The sequence below is a fragment of the Enterobacter sp. PP-008-ECC_S150 genome, from assembly GCF_045257065.1.
GTDB lineage: Bacteria > Pseudomonadota > Gammaproteobacteria > Enterobacterales > Enterobacteriaceae > Enterobacter > Enterobacter chengduensis.
On sequence record NZ_JBJHHG010000006.1, the window covers coordinates 129,923 to 145,712 of the forward strand.

The 15,790-nt window shown below is 60.3% G+C and carries 9 protein-coding genes; 2 read left to right on the forward strand and 7 right to left on the reverse strand.

All coding sequences use genetic code 11. From position 1 onward, the window contains the following. Positions 1-5 precede the first annotated feature (5 nt). From ACJBF3_RS09105 to phoB, 7 genes are all read right to left on the reverse strand, one after another. The gene (locus ACJBF3_RS09105; protein ID WP_045328319.1) at positions 6-1,385 is read right to left on the reverse strand and encodes a DUF3999 domain-containing protein; all 1,380 of its coding nucleotides are present in this window, start codon (positions 1,383-1,385) and stop codon (positions 6-8) included. Continuing rightward, entirely contained in the window at positions 1,382-3,997 is a 2,616-nt protein-coding gene (locus ACJBF3_RS09110) for a DUF2339 domain-containing protein (RefSeq protein WP_045328317.1), read from the reverse strand. Before ACJBF3_RS09110 ends, ACJBF3_RS09105 begins: the two co-directional genes overlap by 4 nt. A gap of 90 nt (positions 3,998-4,087) precedes the next feature. After that, the gene (malZ, locus tag ACJBF3_RS09115) at positions 4,088-5,905 is read right to left on the reverse strand and encodes a maltodextrin glucosidase (RefSeq protein WP_045328315.1); all 1,818 of its coding nucleotides are present in this window, start codon (positions 5,903-5,905) and stop codon (positions 4,088-4,090) included. 163 nt (positions 5,906-6,068) lie between these two features. After that, positions 6,069-7,442 carry a proline-specific permease ProY gene (gene proY, locus ACJBF3_RS09120; RefSeq protein ID WP_045328313.1) on the reverse strand — a complete coding sequence of 458 codons (1,374 nt, stop codon included), beginning with the start codon at positions 7,440-7,442 and terminating at the stop codon, positions 6,069-6,071. Positions 7,443-7,523: 81 nt separating this feature from the next. After that, positions 7,524-8,843 carry a branched-chain amino acid transporter carrier protein BrnQ gene (brnQ, locus tag ACJBF3_RS09125; protein WP_047716261.1) on the reverse strand — a complete coding sequence of 440 codons (1,320 nt, stop codon included), beginning with the start codon at positions 8,841-8,843 and terminating at the stop codon, positions 7,524-7,526. 409 nt (positions 8,844-9,252) lie between these two features. Next, positions 9,253-10,548, reverse strand: a complete 1,296-nt coding sequence (phoR, locus tag ACJBF3_RS09130) for a phosphate regulon sensor histidine kinase PhoR (protein WP_045328308.1) — start codon at positions 10,546-10,548, stop codon at positions 9,253-9,255. Between the two features lie 21 nt (positions 10,549-10,569). Then, positions 10,570-11,259: a phosphate response regulator transcription factor PhoB gene (phoB, locus tag ACJBF3_RS09135; RefSeq protein ID WP_008503265.1), complete on the reverse strand. Its 690-nt coding sequence runs from the start codon at positions 11,257-11,259 to the stop codon at positions 10,570-10,572. A gap of 187 nt (positions 11,260-11,446) precedes the next feature. On the opposite strand from phoB, the gene sbcD reads away from it, so the two are divergent. Together sbcD and sbcC are read left to right on the forward strand one after the other, a co-directional pair. After that, entirely contained in the window at positions 11,447-12,652 is a 1,206-nt protein-coding gene (gene sbcD / locus ACJBF3_RS09140; RefSeq protein WP_045328306.1) for an exonuclease subunit SbcD, read from the forward strand. Next, the gene (sbcC, locus tag ACJBF3_RS09145; protein ID WP_047716259.1) at positions 12,649-15,780 is read left to right on the forward strand and encodes an exonuclease subunit SbcC; all 3,132 of its coding nucleotides are present in this window, start codon (positions 12,649-12,651) and stop codon (positions 15,778-15,780) included. Before sbcD ends, sbcC begins: the two co-directional genes overlap by 4 nt. Positions 15,781-15,790: the final 10 nt, after the last annotated feature.

Here is a 15,790-nt window from a genome sequence, read left to right on the forward strand (position 1 = left end):
TATGCCTAACGCTGCGTCTCACGCCAGATGCGCCAGGCCATGCCCGCCAGCAGAATTACGCCCGCAATCAGCACGCCCCACACCAGCAGGGCGTTCATCCAGCTCGCCCGATCGGCCGCAGAGGTGGCGGTCAGACGCGCCTCGCCGCCTAGCGCGACATCATCCACAACGTCGGCCTGCGGCAGATTCGCCATATCATAGGTTTTGCGCAGGTCGGCGGGGATCAGCATGTCAGGCTCCACCTTTGCAGGTTTTGCCGCCCCGTTTCCCCACGCCAGCACGTAGGGCGCTTTCCCCTGCGCGTTGAACACCAGGTCGTAGCGGTCGCGATATCCCGTAACGCTCGGCAGGTATTCTGGCAGCCGCGCGTTCAGCGTCGTGATTTTCACGGCCTGCACCAGGCCCCCGCTCAGCGAAACCGGTGGCGACGTTTTTCCGTCAAGACGGTAAAGAACCTCTTTTTTCAGGGGGTGCCACGCGTCCTTTTCCGAGGCCCGCCACGCGATCTCAACCGGAAGAACGCCCTCGCCGTTCAGCGAGATACTGACCGCATGCAGCGGCTGCGGACGCGCCCAGCGCCACTGCGCTTCGCTTGCCGACAGCGGCTCCCCTTCCCCCTCGAGGTTGATCTCTTCCGGGTCCGCCTGCGCAGCTGCGCTGATGGCGTTCACGCCGGTCAGGGTTATCCCCTGGCTCTGCGCATTCAGCACCACCATGAGATAGCGATTCGCGTCGGGAGATAAAACCGTCTCGGTGTCGATCCGATCGAGCTTAAGGCGATCCTGACCGCTGGCGACGTCCAGGAGCGGCATCTCCTCGCCCAGGGTATACCAGCGCTTAAGATCTTCGCTGTAATAGACCGACGCCGTTCCCTGCCATGACGACTGAGGGGTATTCCAGAGCAGCTGCAGCTGGGATATGGTCAGCTCACCCGACGCCTGCTCCGGCAAGGTCAGCAGATAATGTTGCCCGGCTGCCGCGGCTTTTTGCCCCTCCAGCACGATCTCCACGCCGTTTCGGGAACGAAGCAGGATCTTATCGCTATCTCCGGCGTCGGAGTCAGGCGCAAGCGGCGAGGCGTCCAGCGGAAAGAGGCGCAGCGCCGTGGATTGCACTGACGCCTGCGGGCGCGTCGCGGCGATCAGGCTAAAGGGGACCGGCTCGCCCGACTGGTTAAAGACGCGAACGTCATGCAGATCCGGTGACGTGCTTTGCGCATAGACGGCGAGCGGCAGCATCACCCGATACCACTGGGAAGGAGCAGACGTATCCAGTGAACGCCCAAAGGCATAGTCCCGGGGCGAATCCGCGGGTGCCTCGTCACAGAGCGCCGGGCCGGAAAGCGCCAGCAGCGCGGTACACGCTACCGCTTTCATCCATTTCATTTTTCATCTCCTGTTTTGGGCGGCAGCGGTGAGAAATAGCCCACGATCAGAACCAGTATCGCCACACCGATAAACGCCACCGCGCGCGCCAGACCGCCTCCGCCCGCGCTGTCCACCAGCATCAGTTTAACCATCACCACGCCGAGCAGCGCGGCACCGCAGAGCCACTCCTGCCGGGAGGCCCGCCGGGTGGCATGGATCATCACCACCAGCGCACTCAGCATCCAGAACAGGGCAAAGCTGGTCTGCACGAGACGCGAATCCCACAGCGATGCCATATTCCAGGCCACGTCGCCGTACCAGGCCAGGGCGCGCATCAGCGCACCGTTCAGCCACCAGAAGCCAAACGCCATAAGCGCGACGGCTGGCCACGGGCGCGCCTGCGCAAGCCACGTCGGGTAGTAGCGATCCACCGCCCGATAAAAGACCACCAGCCCCAGCAGCGCGAACGCGGCGCCTTCCTCCAGCGGGTTCACCAGCGGCAGCCAGGTCTGGCGATAGATCACGCCGTCCTGGAAATTGGTCACCACCAGCAATACCAGCAGCGCCACGACCACGGGAATCGGTGCCAGGCAGGCGTAGAGCGCAGGCCACTCCCGGAACGGCCATCCGCGACGGCGTACCGCAGCAGAAAGCGCCGTAATTATCCCGCCGCCTGCGGCCATTGCTAATCCGCTGCCCCACGCCTCCATGCCCCACGGCAGCGACCGGGCAAACCAGTAAAGCTCGGCGGCCAGCGCCAGTAAAATCATCCAGAACAGCGACAGATGCAGCCCCATCGCGATGCGCGGCAGGAGTCTTTCACCGTCGCGCCGCAGCAGCATCAGCGCGGCGGGAAGCGCAACGCACCAGGCCAGGTTTGACCAGCCGGCGGCAACGATCTGCTGATGCCAGATCTGATACCCCACCATCAGCAGCATAACCGGCCACAGCAGCCATTTGCTGGCATCCAGCTCTCGCCACGCCAGACGCGCGGCCACCTGCCGCCAGCCCCAAACCGACGCCGCCGTCAGCGCCAGCACGCCCGCCAGAATCGGTAATTGTTTCGTCAGTGCCAGCTGCGACGCGCCGAGCAGTGCCACGAGCCAGAACAGCAGACCGCCCGCCAGCAGCACCCGGCTGACCGGCAGGAAGAGAGCCCGCCACAGCCAGGCCGCGGCCAGCCAGCAAAGGCTGAGGATGGCGAAGATCAGCAGCAGGCTCAGCGACGTCACGCCGCTCGTTTGCGCCCACAGCGCGCTGCCGAGCGCCAGCACCAGCAGCGCCGTCCCGCTATAGCTCATGCGGCGCTGGTGCTGCTGCACGCTGAGCCAGAGGATACCCAGCCCTTCCAGCGCCCACGCCATCGCCGTCCAGCGCGCCGACAGCGCCAGCGGAATGGCGAGGGTCGCGAACCCGCCGCCGATGGCCAGCGCCGCCAGGACCAGCGGTCGCCCGATGGAGGGGTAGCGCCGCAGCGCAAGGAACGCGAGGGTGAGATAAAATGCCCCATATCCCAGCGCGCTCAGCGCGGGGCCATATTCCCAGTGCCGGGTCATGCCGTACTGCATCCCGAAGCCGATCAGCGGCGGGGCAAACAGCAGCACGCCGTCAATAATCTGCTTCCCTTTCTCCTGCGCCCGCAGCGACAGCGCCACGCTCAGGACGCCGAATATCAGCGTATTGGCAATCAGGAACAGCTGGCAGACCCAATAGTCTTCCGGCTGGTAGTCATTCAGCCCCCACAGGCCGCCCACGCCGAACGTAAACAGCAGCCCGAGGAGATTCAGCTCGCGCCAGTGCTGCCAGATGCTAATAGCGAGAATGCCGATGGACAGCAGGAGATAGAAAGAGAACAGCGCCACAAAGCTGCCGCTCCCGGTAGACAAGAGCAGCGGCGCAAGATACCCGCCGAGGCTCGCCAGCATGGCAAGGCTTAGCGCCTTCTGCAGCACCGCCAGCCCGACGCTCGCCGCGCAAATGACCACCAGCAGCGCAAAGGCCAGCGTCATCGGCAGCATCTGCCAGAGCCGGAAGGCGCCAAACACCGTCAGGTAGAGCACGCCGGTCGCCCCGCCCTGGAGGATCAGGGCATAGACGCGCTGCCTGTCCCGCAGCCGCCACCCGACAGCCAGTAGAACGATGGCAAACAGCGCCGCTGCCACGAGGCGCAGCTCAAGCGGGAACAGGGAATGTTCAACGGTATAGCGCAGCAGGAAAGAGAGGCCGAGGAAGAGCAGCAGGATCCCCAGCTTCGCCAGCGGGTTACCCTGCATGAACCAGCGCGACAGCGACGTCAGGATGCCGCCAAAGGCAGAAGGCTGTTTTGCCGCAGGCACCGGGGCCGGGGCCGGTTCTGCCACGGCAGCGGGAGTATCGGGACGCCAGGGGTCGACAGGCGCGGGCGCATCCTCGACCACCGGCGCGGTCACGCTATCCGGCGCGGCGGTCTGCACCGGTTCCGGCGGATTATCAGCCACGCCGCGCTGCTCAAGCGCCTCAATGCGCTGGCGCAGCCGGGCAATCTCCTGCCGCGCTGCCGTGCTTCGGTTAAAGCCGATAACCGCCAGCACGGGCGCAACCCCCAGCGCAAAAACCAGGAATAAACAGCCAAGGATGTAAAGCTCGTCCATGTTTCCACCTTCACCGTAAACGATCCGTTAAGATTGACACAAATCGTTGCATTTGCGCCATCTTAAAAGGTGGAAACATTCGCGGGCGCGTTAGCTACCGAGCCAGATCGTCGCGGATATCGCCGGCAGCGCCAGCACGCCGTCCTGTATCGTCGCCTTGCCCTCTTTATTCTTCCACATGGCCACCTTCAGCAGCGGAGAATCATCCAGCACCACTTCGCAGGCTTCGCCCCGGTTGATCGCCACCAGCACGCGCTGCTGGTTATAGACGCGGGCAAACACCACCACGTTATCGTGGGCGTACACCACCTGACAGCCGCCATAGCGCAGGGCGAGACTCTGCTTACGCAGCTTCGCCAGCCGCTGATACAGGCTGAACAGCACCTTGTCCTGTTTCTCGGGCTCCCACGGGAAGGTTTTGCGGCAGAACGGATCGTTGTTGCCGTCCAGCCCCACTTCGTCGCCGTAATAGATGCACGGCACGCCCGGCCAGGTGAAAAGCCAGGTCACTGCGAGCGGCAGACGCGCCACGTCCTTGCCGAGCAGGGACTTAAAGCGCGCGGTATCGTGGCTATCGAGCTGGTTAAACATCCGCAGCTGCTGCTGATGCGACAGGCCGGCGCGGTAGTTCTCCATCCACGCCATGCAGGTTTCCGCGTCGATATGATTCGGATCGTAGGAGATATCGGTGTTGGCGAGGAATCCCCACAGCGGGAAGGTAAAGCCGCGATAGTTCATCGCAGCATCTTCCGCATCATTCTGCAGCCACTGGCGCGCGTCGCCAAAGTGCTCGCCAAAGACGAACGCCTCCGGCCGGGCCGCCTTCGCCGAGCGCGTAATCCCGGCGACGTGCTGAAGATTATTGCGCGCCCCGCCCGCCTCGCCGAGCATATGCACCACGTCCAGACGCCAGCCGTCCATATTCCACGGTGCCTTCAGCCAGTGGCGGACGATGCTGTCCTCGCCGCCGTAGATTTCATTCACAAGCGTTGATGACTGGAAATCCAGCTTCGGCAGGCTCGCGTAGCCCAGCCAGTCCAGCGCGCGCCCCTCCTCGTTAAATCTGTACCAGTCGCGCTGCGGCGAGTCCGGGTTATGGCACGCCCCGCCCATCGACTGGTTATGCCGGTCAAACCAGGCGTGCGAATCGCCGCTGTGGTTGAACACGCCGTCCAGAATCAGGCGCATGCCTTCATTTTGGGTGTTCTTACGCAGGCGCAGCAGCGCCTCGTCGCCGCCAAACTGCGCGTCAACGTGGCGATAATCTTCGGTATCGTATTTGTGTACGCTGGGGGCTTTAAACACCGGGTTGAGATACAGGGCCGTCACGCCCAGTTTTTTCAGGTACGACAGCTTTTCGCTGATGCCGTCGAGGTCGCCGCCGTAGAAGGTCGATCCCCCTGCCTGGGCGGTCAGCGGCTCATCCCACGCTTTCAGAATGATGTCATGACCCGCCGCGTGGTGGTAATAGACCTTATCCTGATCCGCCGTACGCTTTTCGCTGCGCGCAAAACGGTCCGGGAAAATCTGGTAAAAGACCTGATCGTTAACCCAGTGCGGGCCGTTATCCGGGTAATCTACCGCGAACTGCTCCAGCCGGGCGGGCGGGAAACGGCTAAACCCCTGGGGGGTAAACCACAGCTGGCGGTTATTCCACAGCAGCTTAAAGCTATAGCGGCGGCGAGGCTGTCCGCTGTTCAGGTCGATATTCGCCCGCCACGCCGTAATCCCCGGCTGCGGCTGGCTGCGCTGCTTGTGCATTTTCAGCGACGTTTCTTCGTTATCCACTTCGGCGCGGAGCGTCACGCGTTCAGGCTGATTTTCTCCCGCCAGCCAGAGCGTAATCACAAGGTTGTCTTTGTTTTGCTTAACAAATGGGGCAACCGGAAGGTGCCAGGCGTTTAACATCACGAATCCCCTTTGATGAAATTGACGTCACCTTGCCACAGGGTGGTTAAGGATAGCTCATCGTGTTCGGGATTATTGGGGGAGGAGAACGGAGGAGGAGATTTTTTTCGGGGCAAAAGGGAGTGTAGGCCGGGTAAGCGCAGCGCCACCCGGCATTTTTACCTTACTGCACTTCCGCCAGCTGGCGGTCGCGGCGGCATTTAAACACCCATCCCACCAGCAGCAGCACGATCCACGCGCAGCCCACGTACAGCGAAATGCGGGTGTCCGGATGGTAGCCAATCAGGCCAATGATAAACACCAGGAAGATCAGCCCGACGACGGTGGTTGCCACCCCGCCCGGGACTTTGAACTTCAGCGCTTTCGCCTCATCCGGCGACAGGCGACGGCGGAAGGCAATCTGCGACAGCAGGATCATGATCCACACCCACACCGTCGCGAAGGTCGCCAGCGACGCAATCACCAGGAAGACGTTCTCCGGCATGATGTAGTTCAGGTAAACCGAGAACAGCAGCGCCACGGTCATCACCACGACGGTCACCCACGGCGTGCCGCGGCGTGAGGTTTTGGCGAACACCTTCGGCGCGCTGCCCTGCTCCGCCATGCCGTGCAGCATACGGCCCACGCCGAATACGTCGCTGTTGATCGCGGAGAGCGACGCGGTCAGCACCACAAAGTTCAGAATGCTGGCCGCAAAGGCGATGCCCATATGCTGGAAGGTCAGAACAAACGGGCTACCGTTGGTGCCGACCTGATTCCACGGGTAGATGGACATGATCACGAACAGCGTACCCACGTAGAACACCAGAATACGCATCGGCACCGAGTTGATGGCGCGCGGAATGGATTTCTCCGGGTCTTTCGCTTCTCCGGCGGTGATGCCGATAATCTCAATACCGCCGTAGGCGAACATTACCATTTGCAGCGACATGACCATCCCGAGCCAGCCGTTGCTGAAGAAGCCCCCGTTGCTCCAGAGGTTGTGAATACCGGTCGGCTGCCCGCCGTTGCCGATCCCCCAGATGATGATGCCAAAACCGGCCACAATCATGATGATGATGGTGGCGACCTTGAAGAAGGAGAACCAGAATTCCAGCTCGCCGAACACCTTCACGCTCATCAGGTTGACGGCACAGATAATCAGCACCACGCTCAGCACCCATATCCAGTGCGGCACCGCCGGGAACCAGACGCCCATATAGATGCCGAACGCCGTCACGTCGGCAATGGCGACAATCAGGATTTCGAAGCAGTAGGTCCAGCCGGTGATAAATCCGGCCAGCGGGCCAAGGTTTTCCTGCGCATAGCGGGAGAATGAGCTGGCGGACGGGTTGTGAACCGACATTTCGCCGAGCGCGCGCATGATGATATATGCCGCCACGCCGCCGATGATGTACGCCAGCAGCACGCTGGGACCGGCCATTTTGATGGCATCTGCCGAGCCATAAAAAAGACCGGTGCCGATAGCAGAGCCCAGCGCCATAAAGCGGATGTGGCGGGTGCTCAATCCACGCTTAAGTTTGTTAGTGCTTTCCATTTAAGTCTTGCCATTCAACACGAAAAAAACAAAAAACCACGGGGCCTTAAGCCCCGTGGTTAAACAGTTTGTTGCCGTTGATTAATGCGCGTTCGATGCAACCTGACGCCCTGCAGCACGGTCCCAGATAATCGCCAGAACCAGCGCAACAACGGTAGGCATCAGCCAAGCCAGGCCCTGCTCGGACAGCGGCAGACGCTGTGTCCAGGCTGGCAGAATGTCAGCGAAAGCTGATGCTTTAATCCCGTCAAGGATACCAAAAATCAGGCTGATAAACATGGCTGGCGCAATAATTCGTGAGGAGTTGTTCCACCACGGGCGGGTGAAGCTCAGCACCACCAGCACGATGCACGGCGGATAAATCGCCGTCAGTACCGGAATAGAGACCTGAATCAGGTGGCTCAGACCGAGGTTGGACACCGCCATAGAGAAGATGCCGAGGATAAACACCAGGGTGCGGTAGGAGAGCGGCAGATACTGTGCAAAGAACTCTGCACAGGCGCAGGTCAGGCCAACCGCGGTCACCAGACAGGCCAGGAAGATCAGCGCCGCCAGCAGCATACTGCCCGCACCGCCGAAGGTGTGCTGGACGTAGGCGTGCAGGATAGCCGCACCGTTGGCGTTCTGATCGACCAGCATGGCGCTATCGGAACCCAGACGGAACAGCGCCAGATACAGCAGCGTCAGGCCCACACCGGCCATCAGGCCAGCCCAAATGGTATAGCGGGTCAGCAGGCGCGCTTCGGTCACACCGCGGGAACGCGCGGCGTTAACGATAACGATACCAAACACCATGGCGCCCAGCGTATCCATCGTCAGGTAGCCGTTCACAAAGCCGTTAGAGAACGCGGCGTTTTTATAGGCGTCCATCGCATCGCTAATCGGGCCCGCTGGCCAGACAATAGCCGCTACCGCCAGAACAATCAGCGCCACAATTTTCAGCGGAGCCAGGAAGTTACCCACGGTATCAAGCAGTTTGCCCGGATAGAGGGAAACCAGAATCACGATCGCGAAGTAGATCAGGCTGTAGATAAACAGCGGCATCGCGCCGTCACCGGTCAGGGGAGCAATACCCACTTCGAAGGAGACGGTCGCCGTGCGCGGGGTGGCAAACAGCGGGCCAACGGCCAGATAGCAGACGGTAGCCAGCAGTACGCCAGCCACTTTGCCAATCGGGGTGCTGAGGCTATCCACGCCGCCGCCGACCTTCGCCAGCGCGATGACGGTCAGTACCGGCAGACCCACGGCAGTAATCAGGAAGCCAAACGCGGCGGTCCAGACGTGTTCACCCGCCTGTAAGCCAACCATTGGAGGGAAAATGATGTTGCCTGCGCCAACGAACAGCGCAAATGTCATAAAGCCCAGCGCGATGATGTCACGCGATTTTAAGTGATGGGTCATAAAACCTTACTGCCTGTGGATGTGGTGTTGAAAACATTGAGATTTTCGCTATCCCTGACGGGACGATACAGCCGAAAATTTGCTCAATTTCAGCGGGATATGCTCCCGTCCAGGCGTGGAGAAGAATAGTTTTTCGATTTACCACGCAAATACAGTCGGTCCGACAGTATCTGGGGCGCAATTTAAACGCTTATAACGTTTAAAGGCAAGGTGGGATCGTAAAACCAGAACAATATGCCAGCATGAAAATACGCACCAGAACAATACGCTATTTATAAGAAAAACCCATGGCTAATCATGCGAACAAAAAACAGTCAGCCGTATAAAATTCATCCGCGTTTCGTTTGACTGCAAAGCAAACGGGCCAGCGATGGCTGACCCGTGGAAAGGTAAAATGACACGCCTGCCGTCAGGCGCTCTTTTTGGCAATTAAACGTTCCGGGATAACGAAGCTGAAGCGAGTTCCTTTCCCCACCATACTCTGAATATCGAGACGGCTTTCGTGGTGATTCACCGCGTGTTTCACAATAGCCAGCCCCAGGCCGCTTCCGCCCGTCTGTCGCGATCGCGCTTTATCCACACGGTAGAAGCGCTCGGTCAGACGCGGAATATGCTCAGGGGCAATCCCCGGCCCGTTGTCCTCCACGCTAAACTCGGCTCCCGTTGAGGTATGGCGCCAGCGCACCACGATCTCCGTCCCCTCCGGCGTATGATTCACGGCGTTATACACCAGGTTGGAAATGGCGCTGCGCAGTTCATCTTCGCTGCCCAGCACCTTTAGCGTGCTGTCGACCTCAAAGGTCAGGTGATGCTTTTTGTGGCTCAACGTCTGCGCTTCGCGCTCCACGACCCGCAGCATCATCGGCACATCAATGGTGTCATTCAGCGCGAGCGTGGGCGCCGCTTCAATCTTCGAGAGTGTCAGCAGCTGCTTCACCAGCCCTTCCATGCGGTGCGTTTGCTCACGCATGGTGTGCAGCGCTTTTTCCCGCGGCGCGCCTTCCAGCGTTTGCTCCTGCATCATCTCCAGGTAGCCCTGAAGCACGGTCAGCGGGGTACGCAGCTCGTGGCTGACGTTGGCGAAGAAGTTGCGACGCGCCCCTTCCAGCTGGTGCATCTGGGTGACATCGCGCGCCACCATCAGCCACTGCTTATCGCTGTAGGGCATCACGCGGATTTCCAGATGACGACCGTTATTGAGCTTGAGGTTATGCGGGCGGCTAAAATCACGCTTTTTCAGATACAGCGTGAACTCGGGATAGCGCAGAAGGTTGAGGATGTTCTGACCATTGTCGTCCGGCCAGCGCAGGCCGAGCAGCTGCTGCGCCAGGCCGTTACACCAGAAGATCGTCCCCTCTTCGGTGGTCAGGATCACCGCATCCGGCAGCGACTCCGCGCCGCTGCGAAAGCGTTTAATCAGGCTTCCCAGCTCGCGGCGGCGCTTTTTATTACGCATCTGCATCTGATGCAGACCGTACAACAGCGGCTCCCAGCTGCCGCTTCCCGGCGGCGGCGTCATGCTTCGGTCAACCCACAGCCACCACGAGAGGCGCAGCAGGTTCCAGAAATGCCAGATCAGCAGCCCGGTGACCGACGCCAGCAGAAACCACGGCAGGTGTCCAAGAAAGGCCCCCAGAATGAGGGCGGGAATACAGCATAAGATCAGTTCAAAGACGAGCCTTTTCCATGACAGACGTTCCAGCACGCGTCACACTCCTGTCATTGTTCAGAAACGGGTCGAAAAACGATAACCCGTGCCGCGGACCGTCTGCACCATGCGATCGTGGCCGCTCAGTTCCAGCGCTTTTCGCAGGCGGCGGATATGGACGTCAACCGTCCGGTCTTCGACATACACGTTAGTTCCCCAGACGTTATTCAGCAACTGCTCGCGGCTGTAAACGCGCTCCGGGTGGGTCATAAAGAAGTGCAGGAGCTTAAATTCGGTAGGCCCCATGTCGAGGGGATTTTCGCCGGTCATCACCCGGTGTGACGTGGGGTCAAGGCTCAGTCCCTGCATCTCAATCACCTCTTCCACCGCCATCGGTGAAATACGGCGCATCACGGCTTTAATGCGGGCCACCAGCTCTTTTGGGGAGAACGGTTTGGTAATGTAATCGTCCGCGCCGGTCTCCAGACCGCGCACGCGATCCTCTTCTTCTCCGCGCGCCGTAAGCATCACAACCGGAATGTCGCGGGTCAGCGCTTCACGCTTGAGGTGTTTGATAAACTGCAGTCCGGAGCCGCCGGGCAGCATCCAGTCCAGCAGAATCAGATCGGGCCAGGGTTCATTCAGCTGGTTCACAGCGCTGTCATAATCTTCCGCTTCAACCGGCTGGAAGCCGTTTTGCTCGAGCACGAAGCACACCATTTCACGAATTGGAGCTTCATCTTCTACGACCAGAATACGTCTCGCCATACTTTGCCCTGTCTTATCTTATTTACGTTACAAGTTTGTAATTCGGCGCCATTATGCGTCAGATTTATGACAGATTTATGAAAAACAGTACCACGTTAGCGGGCAAACCGTTGTTTTATTACAGCGGTTATTTTCCCCTCTCTGAACGTTTATAATCCTGCTTTCTCTTTTTTGCCACGGAACCGCTATGCGCATACTTCACACCTCGGACTGGCATCTGGGTCAAAATTTTTACAGCAAAAGCCGTGCGGCTGAACATGAAGCGTTCCTGAACTGGCTGCTGGAAACGGCCCGGACGCACGAGGTGGACGCGATTATCGTGGCGGGTGACATCTTTGATACCGGTTCGCCGCCGAGCTATGCGCGCGAGCTGTACAACCGCTTCGTGGTGAATCTGCAGCAAACCGGCTGTCATCTGGTGATTGTCGCTGGCAACCATGATTCCGTCGCCACGCTCAACGAGTCCCGCGATATCCTGGCGTTTCTCAATACCACCGTCGTCGCCAGTGCCGGGCACGCCCCGCAGATCCTGAAAAAGCGCGACGGGTCGCCGGGGGCGGTGCTGTGCCCGATACCGTTTTTACGTCCGCGCGACATCGTGCAAAGCCAGGCGGGGCTATCGGGCGCGGAAAAGCAGCAGCATTTATTAGAGGCCATCACCGACTATTATCGCCAGCAGCACGCCGATGCCTGCGCCCTGCGGGGCGACCAGCCGATTCCGGTGATTGCGACCGGGCATCTCACCACCGTCGGGGCCAGTAAAAGTGACGCCGTGCGTGACATCTATATCGGCACGCTGGATGCTTTCCCGGCGCAAAATTTCCCGCCAGCCGACTACATTGCGCTCGGGCACATTCACCGGGCGCAGATGGTCGGCGGCAGCGAGCACATTCGCTACTGCGGCTCGCCTCTTTCGCTCAGCTTTGACGAGACGGGCAAAGCCAAATCCGTCCATCTGGTGAGCTTCAGCGAGGGTAAACTCGCCGCCGTCGAGACGCTGGAAGTGCCGGTCACCCAGCCGCTGGCGGTGCTGAAAGGCGATCTCGACGCCATTACCGCCCAGCTTGAGCAGTGGCGCGGCGTCGAACAGGATCCCCCCATCTGGCTGGATATCGAAATCACCACCGACGACTACCTGCATGACATGCAGCGTAAAATCCAGGCGCTGACCGAAGACCTGCCGGTAGAGGTGTTACTGGTACGCCGCAGCCGCGAGCAGCGCGAGAAAATTCTGTTAGGCGCCCAGCGGGAAACGCTCAGCGAACTGCGGGTGGAAGAGGTGTTTGAACGCAGGCTCTCGCAGGAAGAAATCGACGACGCGAAGCGCGCAAGGCTTAGCGACCTGTTCAGCCATACCCTGCATGCGCTCAATGATGAGGAAGAAAACGCGTGAAAATTCTGAGCCTGCGCCTGAAAAATCTTAATTCCCTCAAGGGCGAGTGGAAAATTGACTTCACCGCCGAGCCCTTTGCCAGCAACGGTCTGTTTGCCATCACCGGCGCGACCGGGGCAGGCAAAACCACCCTGCTCGACGCCATCTGCCTGGCGCTTTATCACGAAACGCCGCGCCTGCAGAAGGTCTCTCAGGCGCAAAACGACCTGATGACGCGCGACACCGCCGAGTGCCTGGCGGAGGTGGAGTTCGAGGTAAAAGGCACCGCCTACCGCGCCTTCTGGAGCCAGAACCGGGCGCGCAACCAGCCGGACGGGAACCTGCAGGCGCCGCGCGTGGAGCTGGCGCGCTGCGCAGATGGCAAAATTCTGGCCGATAAGGTGACGGACAAACTGGAGCAAACCGCCGCGCTCACCGGGCTGGACTACGGCCGCTTTACCCGCTCGATGCTGCTCTCCCAGGGGCAGTTTGCCGCCTTCCTCAATGCCAAGCCGAGCGATCGTGCCGAGCTGCTGGAAGAGCTGACCGGCACCGAAATCTACGGCCAGATTTCCGCCATGGTGTTTGAGAAACATAAGGCCGCCCGCAGCGTGCTGGAAAAATGCGAGGCGCAGGCGGCGGGCGTTGTGCTGCTGAGCGAAGACCAGCAGCAGCAGTTACAGCAAAGTTTGCAGGCACTTACTGACGAAGAGAAAAGTCTGTTGGTTCAGCAGCAAAGCCAGCAGACACATTTTCAGTGGCTTACGCGTTATGATGAGCTCGTACTGGAGCAGCAGCGCGTCACCGCAATGCAGCAGCAGGCGCAGCAGGCGCTGACGAACGCGGCGCCAGAGCTGGCAACGCTCCAGCTTGCCCTGCCCGCCGCCCAGCTTCGCCCCCTTTGGGAGCACCAGCAGGAGCAAACCGCGCGCCTGGCGCAAACCCAGCAGCGAATTGTTGAAGTAAATACTCGCTTACAGGCCAAAACCGCACTGCGTTCGCGCATCCGCAATACCGCCGTGCGTGACCACGAGCAGCTTCAGGCCGAACTGACGGCGATCGTGCAGTGGCTGGCGGATCACGAGCGCTATCGCCTGCTGGGCCAGGAGATCGCCGGCTGGCGCGCCCAGTTCTCGCAGCTTAACCGCGATAACGCGCAGCTGGCCTCGCTTGCTGCACGGATGAATGAATTACGTCACAAGCTGGCAGAGATGCCGGAAAATACGCTGATCCTGACGGCGGACGAGGTCAGCGCAGCCATGGAGCAGCAGTCCCGTTCACGCCCGCTGCGCCAGCGGCTGACGTTGCTGCATGCCCGCTATCAGCCGCTGCAAAAGCGCCTGCGCCAGAGCGGTGAAAGCGTGCAGAAAGCTCAGGCAGAGCAAAGCAAGCTTAATGAAACGCTGGCGCTGCGCCGCCAGCAGTACAAAGAGAAACACCAGCATTATCTCGATCTAAAAGCCCTGTGCGAAACCGAAGCAACAATTAAGAAGCTGGAGCATTACCGTTCCCAGCTTGAGGCGGGCAAACCCTGTCCGCTGTGCGGTTCCTGCGAACATCCGGCCGTTGAGCAATATCAGTCGCTTGAGCTGACGGATAACCAGCGCCGCCGTGATGCCCTGGAAAAAGAGGTCGCCGCCCTTAAAGAGGAAGGCCTGCTGGTGCTGGGACAGGTCAATGCCCTGACTCAACAGATCCAGCGCGAGACAGACGACGCGCAGACGCTTTCTCAGGAAGAGCAAGCGCTCACTAAAGAGTGGGTGGCAGCCTGCACATCACTGAACATTACCTTGAATATTCAGGACGATATCGCGCCATGGTTGAACGAACAGGAACATTACGAGCGCCAGCTTTATCAGCTCAGTCAGCGTCTCACCCTGCAGAACCAGCTGAGCGAACAGGAAACGCAGGAGCGGCAGTATCAGCAGCAGCTGGCGGCCACGCGGCAGGCGCTGGAACATGCCCTGCTCGCGCTCTCACTTAACGCACCTGAAGAGAGTCAGGAAGCCGCCTGGCTTCAGGCCCGTGAAGCTGAATTCGCGCAGTGGCAGGAGAAACAAACGCAGCACGGCGTGCTTCAGGAACGTATAAACGCTCTGAAGCCATTGCTCGACGCGCTTCCGGCAACGAACAGCGAAGACACCGAACAGGTTATCCCTGATAACTGGCGCGCCATCCACGACGAATGCGTGTCGCTGCAAAGCCAGCTCGCCGCGCAGCAGCAGCAGGAAAAGCTGGAGCAAGAGCGCCTGCAGCAGTCACAGACGCAGTTCACCGCGGCGCTCGCGGCGAGCTGTTTTGCCGATCGGGACGCGTTTCTTGCCGCCCTGCTGGATGACGGCGCTATTCGCCACCTTGAACAGCTAAAGCAGTCGCTGGAAAACCAGATCCAGCAGGCCGCGGCGCTGTGCGGCCAGGCTAACCAGCAGCTGGACGCGCATCTGGCCCTGCGGCCGGAGGGGCTCGACGCCGATGCCCCGACGCTGCAAAGCCAGCTGCAGCAGCTGGCGCAGCGGCTACGCGAGAACACCACGCATCAGGGTGAGATCCGCCAGCAGCTTAAGCAGGACAACGATAACCGGCAGCACCAGCTGGCGCTGCTGCAGCAAATTGAAGAGGCCTCGCGCCAGGCCGACGACTGGGGATACCTGAATGCGCTTATCGGCTCCAGCACCGGCGACAAGTTCCGTAAGTTCGCCCAGGGGCTGACGCTGGACAATCTTGTCTGGCTTGCTAATCAGCAGCTTAACCGTCTGCACGGGCGTTATTTGTTGCAGCGTAAGGCCAGCGACGCGCTGGAGCTGGAAGTGGTCGATACGTGGCAGGCGGATGCGGTTCGCGATACCCGCACGCTCTCGGGCGGCGAGAGCTTCCTCGTCAGCCTGGCGCTGGCGCTGGCCCTTTCCGACCTGGTGAGCCATAAGACGCGGATCGATTCCCTGTTCCTGGACGAAGGGTTCGGCACGCTCGACAGTGAAACGCTGGATACCGCGCTGGATGCGCTGGATGCGCTGAACGCCACCGGAAAAACCATCGGCGTGATCAGCCACGTAGAGGCGATGAAAGAGCGCATTCCGGTGCAGATCAAAGTGAAGAAGATTAACGGGCTGGGGTATAGCAGGCTGGATAAAGAGTTTGCCGTGCAGTAAAGGCCCACTC